Source organism: Lysobacter korlensis (assembly GCF_042434515.1).
In genome coordinates this window covers 47,924-66,770 of sequence record NZ_JBHLTG010000009.1, presented here as the reverse complement: position 1 = coordinate 66,770, position 18,847 = coordinate 47,924, and the positions used below count along the sequence as shown (strand labels likewise).

The following is an 18,847-nucleotide window of genomic DNA, read 5'->3' as shown; positions in this document are numbered from 1 at the left end:
GGCGCTCGGCCATCCACCCTTACGGGCGTAGTGCGCGCCGGGAATGCGGAGTAGCTTTTCGCGCATGACCATACCGGTGGGCCGCGCGGTCGAGTATCCGCGCCGGAAGACCCGGATGGACGTTGGCCTGACGGCGTTCGGTCTGGCGGTGCTGCTCTTCCTGCTGCTGGCGCTCGGCACCCTCCTGCTCAGCATCCCGTCGATGGCCGAACAGGCGTCGATCTCGTCGACCCTGTGGCTGGTGCAGAGCTCCGGCATGATCCTGTCGTTCCTGCTCGGCCTCGCCGCCGTGATCACCGGCCGGGGGAGGGCATGGGGCGCCGCCGCGATGGTGATCAGTGTGCTCGGCAACTCCTACGTCTGGATGCTCGTCTACAGCTGGATGCGCACCGCAGGCTGAGCGAACGGGTTCGGCGGCGCTCGCCGCGCCTGCTGGGCCTCCCGCTCACAGGTGAGCGTTTCCAGGGAATATCGGCGACGACGGCAGGTCTGGGCGGCAATGTCGGAGGTGCTCGGCACCCTGACCTCATGACGGGGACCAGACCGACCATCGACACGATCCTCACCGAGTTCTTCGCCGCGGAACTCGAGGGGAAGCGGGGCATCACGCGGGAGCGCATCGAGTTCGTCGACGTCTCGCTGCGGCATTTCCTGGAGGCGGCGGGGGAGCAGGTGCTGGTCGCCGACGACCTGATCCTGCTCGCCACGGAGCGCGAGTTCGAGCCGGAGGGCGCGTTCGCCCGGACCATGCACGCCGACGACCTGATCTTCGCGCTCGCCGGCTATCTCAACAGCATGGTGCCCCGCGAGCCGATGGTGTTGCGGGTGCAGCTGCGAATGGTGGACCGGCTGATCGGCTGGATGCTCGGCAGGCACCTGGTGAACCACGACGAACTGGTCACGCCCCTCATGCATGCCCGCGCCGCGATCGACAGCGGCCGTGCGCGCCTGCGGCACCCGGCGTTCCGCGACGTGTGATGGTGCGGCACTGCGCCAAGCCGCTGGCGCGTGCCGGCGGAACGGTGCCGCGACCTAGCATGGGAGCGTGTCGCCGGTCAGCTCCCCGATGGTGGACGTCGCCGACATCGTCCGGCTCGTCGGCGTCGCCTCGTTCGGCCGCGGTCAGGACTACGCCAGATCCGGCGCCGTCGCGTCCTTCGAGTGGCGTGAGGCGGATGGCCGGCTCCGCGGAGTGGTGCAGGGGACGCGGCCGCACCCGTACTCGTGCTTCATCGACGTCGACGTGGCGCGCGGGGCGGGGCGGCCAACCCGCAGTTCCTGCGACTGCCCGGTAGGCGGCGACTGCAAGCACGTCGCCGCCGTGCTGGTCGCCAGCAACGCGCAGGCGGTGCGGGAGCGCGCGTCAGCCGGCGGGCGATCTGCATCGGGCCGCGCATCGGTCACGGCGGAGCCCCAGACATGGCGGTCGGCGCTCACCGACCTGATCGGCGGCGATGCCTCCGCCGAGAACCCGCCACCGACCGCCGCCACGCCGATGGCGCTCCAGTTCGGGCTGCACGAGGTTCCCACCGGGAGCGGGCCGCTCGCCAGGGCGGGGCTTCCCACCACCAGACTCGGCTCACCTGCTCCCGGTTCGTCGGCATCGGGATCGCGCAGGCGGCTCGAACAGCGGCTCGGGGTGCGCCCGGTGGTGCGCAGCGAGACCGGCAACTGGGTGAAGGCCAACGTCACCTGGAGCAACGTCGTGTACCAGCTCAATCGGCTGAACCTCGACCCGGAGCATCATCGCTGGTTCACCCAGTACCCCGCCCTGCACCGCACCGGACCGCAGGTGTACCGCGGCGACACCGAGTGGCTCGACATCGACGACTTCGCGAACCCGCTGCTCTGGCATCTGCTCGACGACGCCGCCCGGATCGGCATCCAACTGGTGGGGAACAAGAAGAACGTCACCGTCACCGTCGGCGGCGCGGCGGAGGTCGCGCTCGACGTGGCACTCGCCGAGAACGGCTCGCTGCGGCTCACACCGGCGGTCACGATCGACGGGCAACCGCATCCGTCCGCCTCCGTGCGGCTGATCGGCGGGCACGGCCTGTACAGCGTCGAACGCGGAGGCAACGGGGCACCCCCGGAGCAGGTCGACATCGTCCTCGCCCCCACCGCGGGTCCGTTGACGGCGGAGCAGCAGCGGCTGCTCACCCAGCCCACCGCTCCGGCGCGCATCCCGGCGGACGGCGTGCCCGAGTTCCTGGACCGGTTCTACCCGGTGCTCCGCCGCAGCATGCGGGTCATGAGCTCCGATGGCTCGGTGCAGTTCCCGGAGATCGCACCACCCACGCTGGTGCTCACCGCCGGCTTCCGCCCGAAGCACCTCCTCCGGCTGGCGTGGCACTGGGAGTACGGCTCGGGCGGCGCGGCGATCCGTGCCGAGCTGTCCGGCGATGCGGCCGCGGCGGCGCACCGGGACCCCGCGGCGGAGGAGGACCTCCGCCGACGCGCGGACGCGCTGCTGCGGGCCGCGGGGATTCCCGGCGACGACGATCCCATCCTGCCGAGCCTGGAGCTGCAGGGGATCGCGGCGGCCGAGTTCACCGAGCGGGTGCTGCCGCTGCTGGAGGCGATGGACGGTGTGCGGGTCGACATCGGCGGCGAGAAGCCCGACTACCGGGAGCTCACCGCCGTCCCGAAGCTGACCGTCACCACCGTGGAGACGGACGAGCGGGACTGGTTCGACCTGGGCGTGATCGTCACCGTCGAGGGGAAACAGGTGCCGTTCGGTCCGCTGTTCACCGCGCTGGCGAAGGGACGGAAGAAGCTGCTGCTCACCGATGGCAGCTACCTGTCGCTCGGCCGGCCGGTGTTCGACCGGCTCCGGGAGCTGATCGAGGAAGCCCGCACCCTCGAGGAGTGGGAGACCGGCCCGCGGATCAGCCGCTCCCAGGCGAGTCTGTGGGCCGACTTCGAGGACCTCGCCGACGAGGCGCAGCCCGCACAGGCGTGGCGCGAGCTGGTCGCCGGACTCACCGACACCGGTGTGGAGTCGGTGCCCGTGCCCCAGCAGGTCGCCGCGACGCTCCGCCCGTACCAGCTCGACGGCTTCCGGTGGCTGGCGTTCCTCTGGAAGCACGGCCTCGGCGGCATCCTCGCCGACGACATGGGGCTCGGCAAGACGCTGCAGACCCTGGCCATGATCGCCCATGCCAAGGAGCAGACGCCCGCCGCGGAACGGCGACCGTTCCTGGTCGTCGCGCCGGCATCCGTGGTGCCGAACTGGATCAGCGAGACCGCGCGCTTCACGCCCGGTCTCACCGTGGCCGGGATCACCAGCACCCGCGCGAAGAGCCGCATCACGGTGGCGGAGGCGGCGGCGGGCGCGGATGTCGTCGTCACCTCGTACACGCTGTTCCGGCTGGACTCCGACGAATACCGGAAGCAGGACTGGGCCGGGCTGATCCTCGACGAGGCGCAGTTCGTGAAGAACGCGGCCTCCGTCGCGCATCAGGGCGCCCGCGACCTCGCCGCGCCGTTCAAGCTGGCGATCACCGGCACGCCGATGGAGAACAACCTGTCGGAGCTGTGGGCGCTCTTCGCGATCGTGTCGCCGGGCCTGTTCCCCTCCTCCCGCCGGTTCGCCGAGCACTACCAGCGCCCGATCGAGCGGAAGTCGGGGGTGCGCGCGGTCGCGGGGATCCGGCCGCTTCGACCGGCTCAGCGACCGGGAGCACCGGAACCGGATTCGGAGAAGAACGCCGCGACCGACCGGCTCGCGAAGCTGCGCCGCCGCATCCGCCCGCTGATGCTGCGACGCACCAAAGAGCAGGTCGCGACCGAACTGCCGGAGAAGCAGGAGCAGGTGCTGCAGATCGAGCTGACCCCGGACCATCGGGCGCTGTATGACACGTTCCTGCAGCGGGAGCGGCAGAAGCTGCTCGGCCTGATGGAGGACCTCGACCGCAACCGGTTCATCGTGTTCCGGTCGCTCACCCTGCTGCGGCTGCTGAGCCTCGACGCGTCGCTCGTCGACGAGCAGTACGCCTCCGTGGGCTCAGCCAAGCTCGACGCGCTGCTCGAGCAGCTCGATGACGTACTCGCCGAGGGCCACCGCGCGCTGGTGTTCAGCCAGTTCACCTCCTACCTCGGCAAGGTCGGCGCCCGGCTCGGCGAGCGCGGCATCGAATACGCCTATCTCGACGGCTCCACCCGCCGCCGCGGTGAGGTGATCGACGGGTTCAAGAACGGTGAGTCGCCCGTGTTCCTGATCAGCCTCAAGGCGGGCGGGTTCGGCCTCAACCTGACCGAGGCGGACTACGTGTTCCTGCTGGACCCGTGGTGGAACCCGGCCGCGGAGGCGCAGGCCGTCGACCGCACCCACCGGATCGGACAGGCGCGGAACGTGATGGTCTACCGGATGGTCGCGGCCGGCACGATCGAGGAGAAGGTGATGGCGCTGAAGGAGAAGAAGGCGCGGCTGTTCGACTCCGTGCTGGAGGAAGGCGCTGCCTTCAGCTCGGCGCTGACCGCCGAGGACCTCCGCGCGATCCTCGCGGAATAGGGAACAGCCGGGGCAGGAGTGGTGCCGCCGCCCCGGCTGCGTCGAGCGTCAGCGGGGCCAGGGTGACGCGCTGACGGCTGAGCTGCTTCGCTCGAGCATCAGGCGCTCCATCGCGATGCGGTGGGTGCGCTGCTCGGGGGAGAGCTCCGGGCGCTGGATGGGCCGCTCGGGAAGGTACGCCGCGAGCGACTGCAGCACCCGTTCGCGGAGGGACAGAGTGCGGGGGAGAGACGGCGTGAACGCCATAGAGAATCCTCGTCGGGGAGTGCCACCAGCGGTGGCGTGGGTGGAGAAGAAAACCTTGGGGGGAACAGCGTCGTCGCGCGGCCAGGGAACGCGACCGAGTCGCGACGTCAGTAGCGGAGCTCTGTGGGGATCTGGTGGTAGCCGTCCCTGCGCAGCGTCAGGGCGGTTCCGACCACGCCGGCCACCGCGACGGCGGTGGCGACAAGGAGCATGATCACGAGTTTTCACCTCCGCTCCCGTGCGTGCTGAAGTGAGCATCCTGGAGGGACGTGTGACCCTTCGTGTGACGGCGAGACGGTGGCACAATATGGCCCGTCACCTCGCGTCACGGGGTTGAGGAGGGCCTATGGCCACCCGGATCAACCTGCTCGGCCCACCGAGCATCGAGGCCGACGGCACGCACGTGCCGCCGCCTCGCGGCAGCAAGTCATGGGCGCTGCTCGCCTATCTTCTGCTCTCCAGCGACATGCCTCCCCGGTCCCGCCTGGCCGAGCTGCTGTTCGATGAGGCGGACGACCCGGCCGGCACGCTGCGCTGGTCCCTGTCCCAGGTGCGGAGGGCGCTCGGACCGTCGGCTCGGATCGACGGCGACCCGGTGTGCCTGGCGCTCGAGGACGGCACGACGGTGGATGTGCGCGTCCTCACCGACCGGTCGCCGACCGAGGCGCTGGCGCTTCCTGGCTTCGGCATGCGGCTGCTGGACGGCATCGCACCCCACGTCGGAGCCGCCTTCGAGGTGTGGCTCTCCACCGAGCGCCGGCGGCTGATGCGGATCACACAGGCGGTGCTGCAGGAGGCGGCCCACCGGAAACTGGCGGAGAACGACGCCGGCGCGGCCGTCGACCTGGCGGCGCGGGCGGTGACCGCCGAGCCGCTCAACGAGTCCAGTCAGGAGCTGCTCGTCCGTGCGCTCGTGGCCTCGGGAGAGCTGGCGGAGGCGCGCCGACAGGTCGAGCGCTGTCTGGTCCTGTTCCGACGGGAGCTCGGCGCTGATCCGTCACCGGCCGTCGCGAGAGCGCTGCAGCCGCCGGCCGTCCCGCCGTCGGCGGCAACGCGCGGCGCGATCCTCGCCGAGCTGGAGGCGGGCGCAGCGAGCTACCGGGCCGGTGGGTACGACCGCGCCATCGACCTGCTGCGTTCGGCGGTGCAGGGCGCTCGGCGGCTGCGCGATCCGGAGCTGCTCGCCCAGGCGCTGGAGACCCTCGGCACCGCGATGGTGCACGGTGTGCGGGGGAGCGACCAGGAGGCGGTGACGCTGCTGCACGAATCCGCGATGCGGGCGAGGGCTACCGGCGCCGATCACATCTCCGCCCACGCCTTCTATGAGCTCGGGCACATCGAGCTGCTTCGGGGCAACTACCCCCGGTCGAAGTTCTGGCTCGCGCGGGCCGCGGAGGTCGCCCGAGACCGCCCCGCGCTGCGGGCGTGGATCGGCATCTACTCCGGGCTCGGCCGGAGCGACCAGGCGGACTACCAGCGTGCCGTGGCGGTGCTCACCGAGGCCGGGGCGCTCGGCCGGGAGATGCTCGACCCGCGCCCCGTCGCCTTCGCGAACTCGGGACTCGGGCGGGTGCATCTGCTGCGCGGCGACCAGGCGGCGGCCCGCGCGGCGCTCGACACGTCGTGCCGCACCGCCCGGCACGCCGGCTGGACCTCGTTCCTGCCGTTCCCGGAGGCGATGCGGGCGGAACTGAACCTTGCGGCGGGGCGGATCGATGAGGCGGCGGAGGAGCTCGACCACTCGTACGAGCTGGCGGTGCAGGTCGGCGATCCGGCGTGGCAGGGCTATTCGCTGCGCGGTCGCGGACTGCTTGCGGCGCGAGCGGGGCGGGACGCCGACGCGCTTCAGCTGCTGCGAGACGGACTCGCCGCCTGCCACGGCGTGCGAGACAGCTACGACTGGATCGAAGCCGCCTGCCTGGATTCGCTGTGCGACTTCGCGGTTCGCAACGGCATGGACGAGGCACCCGGCTGGGTGGGGATGCTCGACGACTTCGCCTCCCGCCGCGGCATGCGGGAGATGGTGGCCCGGGCGGCGCTGCACCGGGTGCGCCTCCGCGAGGATGGCGCGGAGGATGCCGCCTCGCTGCTGGTCGCCGCCATCGACAACCCGGCGCTGCACGCGCTGGCCGCGGATGCCGGGGTGCGGCCTGCATTGGCGCACGCCTGAGTCGCGAATGGCGCGCCGATCAGCGGGGCGGCGGCACGCGATGGGTGGTCGAGGCCTCGATGAGGCGGCGCAGCTCCGGGTTCTCGAGGTCGGCGTCGCCGCGGATCTTGACGTGCCGCATCAGCCGGCCGGTGCCCTCCAGCAGGCCCTCCGGCGCCGGCAGCTCGCTTCCGTAGTAGAAGCCGAACACGAGATGCCTGGTGTGCGGGGCCAGCCAGATGAAGTGCTCCGTCATCTTTCTCGGCCCGGTGCCGTAACCGGCCGTCTTCTGGTGCGGCCAGACCACCTCGACGGTCTGCGGCAGCACGTCGAAGATCAGCGCTCGGGCTTTCAGTGCCAGCTGCGCGATCGGTCCCGGCGTCTCACTCAGCATGCCGCGGAACTCCGCGTCACTCGACGTCACGATGCCTTCTGCCATGCCGCTGCTCCTTCGCTTCCCGGTCCAAACCTAGGACGGATGGCTATGGTCGGACGATGATCGACTTCCAGAACGGCTCCCTGTTCAAGCTCTCCCAGTGCAACCCTGCGGACGTCGCTCCGCTGATCGAACCGATCTTCGTGGAGGGCGAGCAGATCATGGTGGCGGCCAAGGCACTCCGCGACTACGTCGTCTTCACGAACAAGCGCATCCTCGCCGTCAACGTGCAGGGCATGACGGGCAAGAAGCGGGACCTCACATCGCTGCCGTACTCGAAGATCCAGTCCTGGTCGGTGGAGACCGCGGGCACCTTCGACCTCGACGCGGAGCTGGAGATCTGGTTCAGCGGGCTGGGCAAGGTGCGGCTCGAGTTCAAGGGCCGGTTCGACGTCACGTACCTCAACCGGCTGATCAGCTCGTTCGTGCTGTGAGCCGCTGACCGGGGCGGGGACGTCTGCTCACGGCGAGTCGGCAGCGCGGGCGTGCAGACGGTGCGCGAGCCTGACGCCGAGGCACACTGCCATGAACGTCGGATTGGCCTCACCCGCCGTGGGGAAGCAGCTGCTCGAGGCGAGATACAGGTTCGCCATCCCGTGGACGCGGCACTCCGCGTCGACGACGCCCAGAGCGGGGTCCGAGCTCATGCGGGTGGTGCCGATCTGGTGGTATCCGTCGAGTGCCTGCGCCATCACGGCTCGCTCCAGCTCCTGCTTCGGATGCAGGTAGCGCAGTCGACCCTTCCCACTGGAGCGAAGCCGCTCGTCCAGCAGCTCGTGCGCACGCAGCACCGACTCCACGTCCTGCCGGGAGTAGCGGAAGTCGATGTCGAGGTTCGGAAGTCCGTCGGGCGCGACGGTGTCGTTGAGCCAGATCCGGCTCTCCCGGTTGGGGATCTGCTCAGCGTGATACTGCAGCGCGTATTCGCCGCGAGGGCTCCGGGCGATGAACACCCGTCGTCGCACCGGGGCGAGGTACCGCAGCCAGAAGATGCTCGACAGTTCTCCTGCGGCCCGCCAGGGATGTCGCAGCACGTTCATCAGGTGCCGGGAGTACGAGACCCTGGTGCCGCCGAGATGCCGTCGTCGCGAAGCTCGTGACGTGAAGATCCTTCCGACAACCGGCATGGCCATCGCCAGCACCACTAACGAGAGGGTGGGATTCCGGTGTCGGTGGTCGTACAGCGGAGGGTTGCCGATATAGAAGGAGGTGTTCAGCAGCCGGTGCGCACGCTGTGCGGCAGAAGAAAAGGTGAACCGCCTTCGCACGTGCGCGCCGCCCGAGCCGACGGTGAAGTCCAGATCGCCCACGTCATCCGGCCGGGTAAGCACGATGGTGGCGATGCTCCCGGTGATGTGGCCCATGTAATAGCGCCCGAGCGGCCCTCCGTCTCCACCCAGAATATCCTGGCTCCTCGCCTGCATCGACAGCAGCAGTCGTGTGGTGCCGAGGCCTCCGCAGGCGATGGCGTAGTCGTGGGCGACGACGCGGATGGCACGCCCGTGCCGGTCGGTCCCACGGAGATGGTCCACGCGGTCGCCGTCGTCACCGAGCACCACGTCGTTCACCGTCGTCCCGGTGCGCATCACGATGCCCGGGTGCGCGGCCGCTTTCGCCCCGAGGGCACGCCCGAGCTTGGGGCGGCGGGACCAGCGCTCCAGCTGGGACAGCTCCACCTCTCCGAGACCTGCCCACCCTCCGGCCTGGTCCCGGAAGGTCGCCCCTCCGCAATCGACATATGCCGACGCGCGGGCGTGCCATCGCGTGATCTCGTCCGCTGACACGGGCCAGCCCGAATTCGGAACGTGATCTCTTCGCTCATAGTCGATCGGCTCGAACGGCACGCACCGTCCGCCCCACAGCCACGATGTGCCGCCGAGTGCATGCACCGTCACCTCACCGACCGGAGCGTGATGCGCGGTGTTCAGGACGTTCGCGCTCGAGCGCGGGGTCGTCTCCCGTCGCTTCGGTGAGCTGCCACCGGCCTCGACCACCAGAACTCGGAGGCCGAGCGACGCCGCCTCGAGTGCCAGCGAAAGTCCCACAGGACCCGCTCCGACAACGCACAGGTCGAACGGCGCGTCGGCGTGTGGCCGTGACGATCCCAACCCCATCGAGCACCCGTCCCGAATCTGACAGCGATCACGACGGAGGCCCCGCGCGGTGGATTCGGACCTCGATGCCGCACGTCGTCCGGTCAGCATATGGGCACTTCTGCCATGGCCGAGAGTCCCTCAGGCGCACGAAACGCCGGGATGATGCCTGGACGGGTGCGGCCGCCACCGGCTCACGCCCCACTGCGCGGCGGTGAGCGCGCAGGTCGTGCCAGGATGGGCACGACCGCGGGCGGTGGGGGTCGCCGCGGTCGTTCCAGGATGGGGGCACATTGACCGACGACACGCCCGGGTTCGCGGATGCCGCTTCGATCGTCGCGCCGCCTCCGGCCGTCGTTGAGGATCACACGCCGAGCCTGAGCCTGGTGGTCTGTCTCGGCATCGGTGCAGCCGCGGCGCTGATCGGCCTCCTGCCGTGGCTCCTGACCGGTATGCGCCTTCCACTTCAGAACCTCTGGGCGACAGTCGCGCCGCCCGAGGCGATGCCGATCGCGCTGCTGCCCCTCAGCCAGTACTCGACCACACTGATCCCCGGGCTGCTGATCACCGGTGCGGGGATCGCGGGCCTCGTCGCCCGCGGGATACGGCACCGACTCCCGCGTCGCGGGATCCTTGGAATCGCCCTCGGGGTGGTGCTGGTGTACGCGATCGCCGGCGTGCAGGCGTGGCTGGTGGTCGCCGGCGGGCTCGAGCGGAGCGACGCGGCGCGGTTCTACCTGAACGCCCTCGTCGCCGTGGCGATCGTGTCGATCGCTCTGGCGCTCGCGGTGCTGTTGCTGATCTCGCGCGCGCCGGTGCCCGGCGCGACGATCGGGTTGAGCGCGGCGGCGCTCGCCGCGGGCATCTCGCTGAACTCGCTGCTCGGCCAGTTGGAAACCGGGCCGGGAAGCATCAGCTGGGTGCTGCTCGGCCTGGCGCAATGGGTGCCGGCGGTGCTCGTGGGGACGGCGATCGGGTGGTGCGGAGTGCGCACCGCTGGACGGATCGTCGCGGTCCTCGTGAGCGTGCTCGCGCTGTGGATCGGGGCGGCCGCGATCACCGCGGTGAGCGCCGCGACCGGCACCCGGATCCTGCTGCAGTATCCCCTGGAGATGCTCGACTACGGGTTCGCAGTGTTCCGGATGGCGGTGGGCATGCCGGAGCTGGTCGTGCCGCCGCTGATCGCCGCCGTGGTCGTCGGTGTGGTGGTGTGGCTTGCCCGCCGCTTCCTGCGGAAAGGGTGACGGCCGTCAGGCGATGACGGTGGCGGCGGAGGTGAGGCGGGCGTCGACGGCGGCCGCGGAGAAGGTCTGGTCGATCACCAGGTGACGGGCGCCCTGCACGGCGGCGTCGGCGCCGAGGGAGCTGCTGGCGATCGTGAGCTCACGGGTGGCAAGCGGCACCGTGCGCTGGAAGATGCTTTCCCGCACCGCGGCGAGCAGCTGCGGGCCGGCCGACGGGATCAGGCCGCCGAGGACGAGCACCGACGGGTTCAGCAGCGCCACCGAGGTCGCGAGCACCTCGCCGAGCAGATGCCCGGCCCGCTCGACCAGCGACACGGTGAGCGGGTCGCCTGCCGCGATGAGCCTGGCGACGTCCGCCGTGGATGCCACGTCGCGTCCGGCCTCGAGGAGCTGCCGGGCCAGCGCCCCGCCGGAGGCCTCGGTGGCGAGGCAGCCCGTCGCGCCGCAGTTGCACAGCCGGCCCTCGTCCTGCCCGACGATCCGGATGTGGCCGATGTCGCCGGCGCCGCCCGCGATGCCGCGCTCCGGCTGGCCGTGCAGGATCACGCCGGCGCCGATGCCGGTGCCGACCTTCACGAAGACGAGGCTCGGGGCGTCGGCGTAGCGGGCCCGCGCCTCGCCGAGACCCATCAGGTTCGCGTCGTTGTCGAGGAACACCGGCAGGCCGAGCGCGTCGCGCAACCGGTCGGCGACGGGAAAGTCGTGCCAGCCCGGCATCATCGGGGGAGTGTTCGGCCGCTGCGTCGTGAAGCGCACCGGCCCGGGGATGCCAACCCCCACCCCGGCGACCTCCGCCATCGACCGTCCGGCGCGGCTCAGCAGCTCGCCCGCGCGCCGGGCGACGAACCGCACCACCTCATCCGGCTCGGTGGCGATCTTCAGCTCGCTGGTCGCCTCGGAGATGACGGTGCCGCCGCCGTCGATGAGTGCGACGTGCGCGTGGGTGGCGCCGAGGTCGACGGCGAGCACCAGCTGGCCCGCCTCGTCGAACGACAGGATCTTCGCCGGACGGCCGGTGTTCCCGGCGACCTGCCCGATCTCGCGCACGTAGCCGGCGGCGGTGAGCTGGGTCATCCGGATCGCCAGGGTCGAGCGGGAGAGGCCGGTGACCTCCTGCAGCTCGCGGCGCGTGCGCACCTGACCGGTGCGGACGAGCTCGAGGATCTCACCCGCTGACGCGTTTCCCGCAGGCATCCGGTTATCCCTTCTCGGCGCCCGCGGTGAGGCCTCCGGTGAGCAGTCGCTCCGTCGCGAAGAAGAGGACGATGATGGGCAGCGTCAGCACGACCGAGCCTGCCATCAGCACTGTAGTGGGTACCTCGATGCTCCCCGACAGGCTTGCCAGCCCGAGCGACACCGTCCACTGGTCGCGCTTGTCGATCAGGAACAGCAGCGCGAACAGGAACTCGTTCCAGGCGATCATGAAGATGAACAGCCCGGTCGCCATGATCGACGGGGTCGCCAGGGGCAGACTGATCCGCCGAAGCACGCCGAGCCGGCTGAGACCGTCGACGAGCCCGGCTTCCTCGATGGATTCCGGCACCGTCTCGAAGTAGTTGCGCAGCATGTAGATCGCCACCGGCACGGTCTGCGCCGTGTAGACGAAGATCAGACCGAAGAGCGAGCCGCGCAGCCCGATCCGGGTGAACAGCACGAACAGCGGGATGGCAAGCACGATCGCTGGGAAGAGGTACGTCGCGAGGAACAGTGCGCTGATCTTCCGCCGGCCGAAGAACGGCAGACGAGCGATGGCGTAGGCGCCCGGGATCGCGATGAGGAGGGCCACCAGCACCGATCCGATCGCGACGAACAGGCTGTTGCCGAGGAAGCTCAGGAACCCCTGACCGCCCTGGCTCTGCGGGGCGAGCACCTCCGCGTACGTGGAGAGGGTGAAGTCCTCGACCGCTACGATCAGCGATCCGGGATCGCGGAGCAGGCTCGCGATCGGCCGGATCGAGAGCAGCAGCATGTAATAGAACGGGAACAGCGTCGCGAGAAGGAACAGCCCCATGACGACCCACCGCAGGATGCCGAGGACCCGCCGTTGGATCCGATCGGCGCTCCACTTCCGCGGTGATCGCACCATGGTGCCGGGCGCGCCGCCCTTGGGTGCGGCCTGCTCCGCGATCGGCGCCTCTCTCGGTGTCGTGGTCACAGCTTCTCCCCTCGGCGCCGCATCATGAGCACGTAGACGCTCAGCAGCAAGATGAGCACGAGGGCGAGCACCACGGACTGCGCGGCGGCGCCACCCACGTTCTGCTGCACGGTGAGCAGTTCGTAGATCCGCACGCTCGCGACTCCGGTGCCGGCGGCGCCGCCGGTGAGCAGGAAGATCGCGTCGAACTCGTTGAAGTTCCAGATCGTGCGCAGCAGCACGAGGAGTGAGATCACCGGCATCAGCTGCGGCAGCACGATGTAGCGGAAGGACTGCAGGGGACTCGCCCCATCGACCAGTGCCGCCTCCTCGGGCTCGGTGGACATCGCCTCGAGCCTCGCCATCAGGAAGAGGAAGGCGAAGGGGAAGGACTGCCACCCGGCGAACGCGATCACCGTGAGCAGCGCCGTCGGCACCGGCACCTCGGCGCCCAGGATCCCGATCGACCCGCTCGCCTGCGACAGGAACGGGATGCCCCTGGGCCAGCCGAGCACGTTCTCACCGAAGTGGTTCACGATGCCGAACTCGGGGTTCAGCATGACGCGCCAGACGAAGGTGACCGCGACGACCGGTGCCACGTACGGCAGCAGGAACGCCGCACGCACGAAGGTTCGGCCACGGAATGGGCGGCGAACCACCATCGCCGCCAGCAGCCCGAGGCTCACCGCCAGGAACACGGATCCGATGGTGTAGGCGAAGGTCACGCCGAGGCTCGACCACAGGGCGTCGGAGGTGAGCACTCGGAGGAAGTTGTCGACGGAGAGGTCTTCGAACACGCCCTGCCGGCCGACGTTGATGAGCCGCATCCGCTGGAACGCGATGAGGACGCTCCAGATGAGCGGCACCACCACCACGGCCAGCACGATGATCAGTGTGGGACTGACGAGCGCCAGCCCGGTGCGGGCGTCGCGCTGGGTGAGGGTTCGTCGCCGGCGGGTCCTGCCCGGCTTCGTTTCGAGAGAGGTTGCCACGATTAGCCGATCTGAGTCGTCGGGAGGGGCCGCTGGTCGAGCGCCGTTCTGAGCTACCCTTCGGCGGGCTCAGGGCGGCGCTCAACCAGCGATGGGGTCACAGCCCCAGGTCCTCCTTGATCTGCGTCACCTGTTCGGCGGCCTGCTGTGCTGCCTCCTCGGCGCCCAGCCCGGAGTTGATCATCTCGGAGATGAGCTTCGGCATCACCAGCTGACCGGCGACGGCGCCGGCGAGCTCTCCGTACCCCTGGGGGATGCCCCAGCGGTCGAAGCTCTCGGGAGCTGAGGCGACGGAGGCGAGCACCTCCTCCGGGTAGAGCTCCGAGAGCGGCTGGACGGTGTCGACGCCCGCCTCGAGGCCCGCCCACGCGTCAGCGAACTCCGTGGGGCTGTCAGTCGTCCCCATGCGGGTCGGAACCTTGCCCTCCGGCGCGATGGCGAGCCAGTCCAGGTAGGCGTCGCTCATCATCCACTCCACCAGATCCTGTGTCTCCGGCGCGGCGTCGGCCATGATCGCCCAGGAGACGATCTCGCCGAAGGCGGCCGGCTCGCTCGCGTCGGGACCTTGCAGCGGCCCGACGATGCCGGTGTTCTGGGACAGGAACGTCGGGTCACCCTCGCACTCGGCACAGGTGGGCAGGGCGTCGTTGCGCAGGCCCGCCAGCTCGTCGAGCAGGAACGACGACCAGATGATCATCGCCGCGTCGCCGGCGAAGTACGTCGCGCGAGTCGTGTCGACGTCCTGGTTGCCCTCGACGGAGTATTCGCTGGCGATCTCCGCGAAGAACTCGAGCGCGCCGACACACTCGGGGCTTTCAAGCGCGACCTCACCGGCGTCGTCGACCAGTTCGCAGCCGTTCGCCAGGGCGATGTGCTCGAACGTCTCCTGGGTGAACCCGTCGCCCGGCGCGGTCGCGAGGGTGATGCCTGCCAGATCGGGCGAGTCGAGGGTGGAGGCGGCCTCCATGATGTCATCGAACGTCTCCGGGGCGTCGAGCCCGGCCTCCTCGAACAGATCGCTGCGGTAGTAGAGCAGCTGCGCCCAGCCATCGCTCGGCACGGCGAGCTGTGCGCCCTCGTCGCTCGTCGTCAGCTCGAGTGCTCGGGCCGAGAACGTGTCGGAGCCGAGCGCGTCCACCACGGCGGCCGCTGCGTCGGTGTCGAGCAGGTCGTCGATGGCGAACTGGTAGATGGATGAGAGGGATGCCGCGGCGATCGCGTCGGGCAGCTCGCCGGATGCCGCCGCGGAGCTCAGCACGGTCGGCAGCTGATCGGCCGCGACGGCCACCAGCTCGGTCTCGATCCCCGTCTCGTCGGAGAAGCGCGTCAGCATCTCCTCCTGGGTCTCGATGCGGTCGGCGACGTCTTCCGTGGTCCAGATCAGCAGGCTCACGTCTTCGCCGTTCCCGCCTCCGCCTGCTCCGCCGCCGTCGCCGCCACCGCAGCCTGTCAGGGCCAGCGCGGTCGTGACGGCCAGGGCGGGAATGGCCAGTATCTGCTTCCGCATTTCTCTCCTTGGTTCGCAGGGTTGCTGTTGTTGTCCGCCGGGGCGGGAGCGCTCATCCGCGTCGTCGTCGACTGGATCCACGAACCGCGGAGCACTGCGCTCATTGAACACCCGAATTATGTCCGACGACAAGACCGAATTGGCAACAAAACGGACACGATGGCCCGCAACACTCAGAAGGGCTTTCGTCCGGCCGCTGGACGAAGGTTGTCCTTTCGCATCGAGCGGAATTAGGGTGTGAGCGTTCCGTCTCGTCCGGCGACGACGGTCAGGAAGGACCGAAATGCGCTCGGTGGTGAGCTTCTCCGCTCCCGGCGTCGTCGAGATCGTCGAGGAAGACGAGCCCGCCCTCCGCGCCTCCGAGGTGCGCGTGCGGACCCTCTACTCGGGGATCTCCGCCGGCACGGAGCTCACCAGCTACCGGGGCAGCAGCCCGCACCTCTCCAAGCACTGGGACCTCGACCGCCGGCTCTTCGTGGAGGGTGCGGAGGAACTCAGCTACCCGGTGCTGAACCTCGGCTACGAGGAGGTCGGCGAGATCGTCGAGGTCGGGGCGGACGCCGACCGGGCGCTGCTCGGCAAGCGGGTTTGGGGCACCTGGGGGCACCGCACCACGGCCGAGCTCGACGCCGAGTTCGCCGCCGCGCGGCTGCTCGACGTGGACGCCGACCCCCGCATCGGCATGTTCTCCCACATCGGCGCGGTCGCGCTCAACGCGGTGCTCGACGCCGATGTGCATGTCGGGGAGACGGTCGCCGTGTTCGGGCTCGGCGTGCCGGGGCAGCTCGTCGCGCAGCTCGCCAGGCTGAACGGCGCCCGCGTCATCGCGGTCGAGGGGATCGCCGCACGGCGCGAGCTCGCGACCGCGCTCGGCGCCGACCTGGTGCTCGACGTGGCGGCGGGATCCGCCGCCGAGACCATCCGGGACCTCACCGACGATCGCGGTGCGGACGTCGCGATCGAGATCACTGGCAACGTGCGCGCGCTGCATGAGGCGATCCGCGCCGTCGCCTACAACTCGCGGGTGGTGGTCGCCGGGTTCTCGGTGGGCGATGCGGTCGGCCTGCGGCTGGGTGAGGAGTTCCACCACAACCGAGTGCAACTGGTCTCGTCCCAGATCTCCGGGGTCGGGGCCGGCATCGCCCATCGGTGGGACCGCTACCGGCTGTGGAGCACCGCCATCGCCCTCGCCGAGAGCGGCCGCCTCGACGTGCTGAGCCTCATCTCGCACCAGGTGCCGTACCGTGACGCGGCGGACGCGTACCGGATGCTCGACGAGCGCCCAGGGGAAGCACTGCAGGTGGTGCTCGACTTCACCGAGCAGGATTCGAGCGAACAGCGAGGCCGCGCATGACGAACGCCATCTGTGTGCAGGAGCAGTACCTCACGGGACCCGACGGCGAGACGCTGCCGATCGAGCAGAAGTGGGAGCTCGCCCGGTCCTGGGGGTTCGACGGGATCGAGCTGCGGGCGCAGGGAAACGGCGCGTTCGCCGCCCGGCTGCCGGAGCTGAAGCGCGCGGCCGCCGCCGGCATCCCGATGCCCACCGTCTGCGTCGAGATGAGCCACTTCATCGGCGCCTTCGACGAGGAGCTGCGGCGCGACGCCCGGGAGCAGATGCGGGATCAGCTGAGGGTCATGGCTGAGATCGGAGGACGCGGCGCGATGACCCCGGCGTCGTGGGGCATGTTCTCGCGCCGGCTGCCGCCGTTCGAGCCGCCGCGCAGCGCGGAGGAGGACCGGGCGGTGCTCGAGGACGCCCTCGGCGACCTTGGTGAGGAGGCCGCGCGCCTCGGTGTGACCCTGTATCTGGAACCGCTCAACCGGTACGAGGATCACATGGTCAACACGCTGGCCGCCGCGGTGGAACTGCTGCAGGCCGTCGGGCTCGACAGCGTGAAGATCGGCGCCGACACGTACCACATGAACATCGAGGAGGCGGACCCAGCCGCCTCCCTCGCCGCCGCCGCCGGGTATCTCGGGCACGTGCAGGCGAGCGACTCGAACCGGCTGGAACCGGGCGCCGGGCACGTCGACTGGCCGCTCATCGGGGCGACGCTGCGGTCCATCGGCTACGACGGTCCGGTCGCGATCGAGTCGCGGCTCTCCGGGCCGGCCGGCGTCGTGCTGCCGCGTGTGCCGCCGTTCCTGCGGCGGTACCTGTGACCAGCGAGCGACGGAGTTCGGCCTCCGAACCGGACACGGAAGAGATCCCTTCACCCGATCTCGTCTCGGAGGCGACCCGCGTGCTCATGGAGAACTGGCGCGGCCTCTACACCGTGCCGGCGAGTGGCCTGTACCCGCACCAGTGGAGCTGGGATTCGGCCTTCATCGCCGTGGGGCTCCGGCACGTGTCGCCCAGGCGGGCGCAGCAGGAGCTCGAGTCGCTGCTCGGCGCCCAGTGGGCAGACGGGCGGCTGCCGCAGATCGTGTTCGCGTCGGGCCGGGACGACGAGTACTCGCCCGGCGCATCCTTCTGGCGCAGCGAGCTTATCCCCGGCTCCGCGCCGGTTCCGACCGCCGGACTGATCCAGCCGCCCAATCACGCGTGGGCGGCGCTGCTCGTGCACGAGGCTGATCCGGAGGAGTCGCGCCGCCGCCGGTTCCTGGACCGGGCGTATCCGCGGCTGGTCGCCTGGCACGAGTATCTGCGCAGGCGGCGATCGGACGAAGCCGGGCTGGCGTTCACCGTGCACCCGTGGGAGACCGGGATGGACAACTCGCCCGCCTGGGATGCCCCCCTCGCCGCCGTGCGCGGAACATTCGGCGGGAACGTGCCCCGCCCCGACCTGCGGCATGCCGACGTGACCGAGCGCCCGTCGAACGCGGAGTACGAGAAGTACCTCTCCCTGGCGGCGACCTACCGGGACGCCGGCTGCGACGACAGCGTGGCCGCGACGCCGTTCCGGGTGACCGATCCGGGCGTCACCGCGCTGTGGATCCGGTCGGAGCTGGCCCTCGGCCGGATCGCCGAGGAGCTCGGCATCGAGGCCGACCATGCCGACCGCGCCGCCGCGCTGACGGAGGCCCTCGAGGACCTGTGGGACGCCGAGCTGGGCTGCTACGTGCCGGTCGACCGGGTGAGCTGCGAACCGCAGCGGTTCCGCAGCATCACGGGGCTGCTGCCGCTGATCGTGCCGGACCTGCTGCACGTCGACGAACTGCTCGGCACGCTGCACGGCGAGCACTTCAGGCTGGGGCGATCGGTGCTGGTGCCGAGCTTCGATCTGACCGCACCCGAGTTCGACACGTCCCGCTACTGGCGTGGGCCAGCCTGGTTCAACACCGCTTGGGTCCTTGTGAACGGGCTGCTGGAGTGCGGGCTCGAGACGGAGGCGCGGGTGCTCGCCGACACGATGGGCGCCCGGGCGGTGGAGAGCGACTTCGCGGAGTACCTCGACCCGATCACCGGTGCCGCGCACGGCACCCGCCGTTTCAGCTGGACCGCCGCGCTGTCCCTCGACCTCCACGTGCGCCTCTTGGAGTATTGAGCACAGCTCCCCATTCCCCACCGCCCCGCTCGGTCGTACTCT

Annotated in this window: 16 protein-coding genes; 9 read left to right on the top strand and 7 right to left on the bottom strand. The window is 70.2% G+C overall.

The genetic code is table 11. The features are described from left to right. Positions 1-64: 64 nt before the first annotated feature. The 3 genes from ACFFGH_RS28195 (at position 65) to ACFFGH_RS28185 (ending at position 4,513) form a co-directional block, all read left to right on the top strand. Positions 65-400, top strand: coding sequence for a hypothetical protein (locus tag ACFFGH_RS28195; RefSeq protein WP_386674891.1), 336 nt, complete (start codon positions 65-67; stop codon positions 398-400). A gap of 128 nt (positions 401-528) precedes the next feature. Next, positions 529-978 carry a hypothetical protein gene (locus tag ACFFGH_RS28190; protein ID WP_386674888.1) on the top strand — a complete coding sequence of 150 codons (450 nt, stop codon included), beginning with the start codon at positions 529-531 and terminating at the stop codon, positions 976-978. A 67-nt stretch (positions 979-1,045) separates the two neighbouring features. Then, a complete protein-coding gene (locus ACFFGH_RS28185) occupies positions 1,046-4,513 on the top strand; it encodes a DEAD/DEAH box helicase (protein WP_386674885.1) in 3,468 nt (1,155 codons plus the stop codon). Positions 4,514-4,561: 48 nt separating this feature from the next. On the opposite strand, the gene ACFFGH_RS28180 is transcribed toward ACFFGH_RS28185, so the two are convergent. Beyond that, positions 4,562-4,759 carry a hypothetical protein gene (locus ACFFGH_RS28180; protein WP_386674882.1) on the bottom strand — a complete coding sequence of 66 codons (198 nt, stop codon included), beginning with the start codon at positions 4,757-4,759 and terminating at the stop codon, positions 4,562-4,564. 346 nt (positions 4,760-5,105) lie between these two features. On the opposite strand from ACFFGH_RS28180, the gene ACFFGH_RS28175 reads away from it, so the two are divergent. Continuing rightward, on the top strand, positions 5,106-6,929 hold the full coding sequence (locus tag ACFFGH_RS28175; RefSeq protein WP_386674879.1) for an AfsR/SARP family transcriptional regulator: 1,824 nt from the start codon (positions 5,106-5,108) through the stop codon (positions 6,927-6,929). A 19-nt stretch (positions 6,930-6,948) separates the two neighbouring features. On the opposite strand, the gene ACFFGH_RS28170 is transcribed toward ACFFGH_RS28175, so the two are convergent. Further along, positions 6,949-7,347 carry a DUF1801 domain-containing protein gene (locus ACFFGH_RS28170; protein ID WP_386674876.1) on the bottom strand — a complete coding sequence of 133 codons (399 nt, stop codon included), beginning with the start codon at positions 7,345-7,347 and terminating at the stop codon, positions 6,949-6,951. Positions 7,348-7,403: 56 nt separating this feature from the next. Between ACFFGH_RS28170 and ACFFGH_RS28165 the strand changes: the two genes are divergently transcribed. Next, entirely contained in the window at positions 7,404-7,778 is a 375-nt protein-coding gene (locus ACFFGH_RS28165) for a PH domain-containing protein (protein WP_386674873.1), read from the top strand. A gap of 27 nt (positions 7,779-7,805) precedes the next feature. Here the strand turns inward: ACFFGH_RS28165 and ACFFGH_RS28160 are convergent, their stop codons facing one another. Then, the gene (locus ACFFGH_RS28160; protein WP_386674870.1) at positions 7,806-9,458 is read right to left on the bottom strand and encodes an FAD-dependent oxidoreductase; all 1,653 of its coding nucleotides are present in this window, start codon (positions 9,456-9,458) and stop codon (positions 7,806-7,808) included. Positions 9,459-9,730: 272 nt separating this feature from the next. Between ACFFGH_RS28160 and ACFFGH_RS28155 the strand changes: the two genes are divergently transcribed. Then, a complete protein-coding gene (locus tag ACFFGH_RS28155) occupies positions 9,731-10,681 on the top strand; it encodes a hypothetical protein (RefSeq protein WP_386674867.1) in 951 nt (316 codons plus the stop codon). Between the two features lie 6 nt (positions 10,682-10,687). Here the strand turns inward: ACFFGH_RS28155 and ACFFGH_RS28150 are convergent, their stop codons facing one another. From ACFFGH_RS28150 to ACFFGH_RS28135, 4 genes are all read right to left on the bottom strand, one after another. Next, positions 10,688-11,875, bottom strand: a complete 1,188-nt coding sequence (locus ACFFGH_RS28150) for an ROK family protein (RefSeq protein WP_386674864.1) — start codon at positions 11,873-11,875, stop codon at positions 10,688-10,690. Between the two features lie 4 nt (positions 11,876-11,879). Then, positions 11,880-12,836, bottom strand: a complete 957-nt coding sequence (locus tag ACFFGH_RS28145; RefSeq protein ID WP_386674861.1) for a carbohydrate ABC transporter permease — start codon at positions 12,834-12,836, stop codon at positions 11,880-11,882. Then, positions 12,833-13,807, bottom strand: a complete 975-nt coding sequence (locus tag ACFFGH_RS28140; protein ID WP_386674858.1) for a carbohydrate ABC transporter permease — start codon at positions 13,805-13,807, stop codon at positions 12,833-12,835. Before ACFFGH_RS28140 ends, ACFFGH_RS28145 begins: the two co-directional genes overlap by 4 nt. Positions 13,808-13,904: 97 nt before the next feature. Then, positions 13,905-15,314: an ABC transporter substrate-binding protein gene (locus ACFFGH_RS28135; RefSeq protein ID WP_386674855.1), complete on the bottom strand. Its 1,410-nt coding sequence runs from the start codon at positions 15,312-15,314 to the stop codon at positions 13,905-13,907. Positions 15,315-15,597: 283 nt separating this feature from the next. On the opposite strand from ACFFGH_RS28135, the gene ACFFGH_RS28130 reads away from it, so the two are divergent. Genes ACFFGH_RS28130 through ACFFGH_RS28120 form a run of 3 tightly spaced genes read left to right on the top strand, consistent with a single transcriptional unit; the run spans position 15,598 to position 18,805 of the window. Beyond that, positions 15,598-16,668, top strand: coding sequence for a zinc-binding dehydrogenase (locus ACFFGH_RS28130; RefSeq protein ID WP_386674852.1), 1,071 nt, complete (start codon positions 15,598-15,600; stop codon positions 16,666-16,668). Then, positions 16,665-17,480 (top strand): sugar phosphate isomerase/epimerase family protein, encoded by an 816-nt coding sequence (locus ACFFGH_RS28125; RefSeq protein ID WP_386674849.1) that lies wholly within the window; start codon positions 16,665-16,667, stop codon positions 17,478-17,480. The genes ACFFGH_RS28130 and ACFFGH_RS28125 overlap by 4 nt, the downstream gene beginning before the upstream one ends. After that, complete coding sequence (locus tag ACFFGH_RS28120) at positions 17,477-18,805, top strand: MGH1-like glycoside hydrolase domain-containing protein (protein WP_386674847.1); 1,329 nt, start codon at positions 17,477-17,479, stop codon at positions 18,803-18,805. The genes ACFFGH_RS28125 and ACFFGH_RS28120 overlap by 4 nt, the downstream gene beginning before the upstream one ends. The last annotated feature ends 42 nt before the right edge of the window (positions 18,806-18,847 follow it).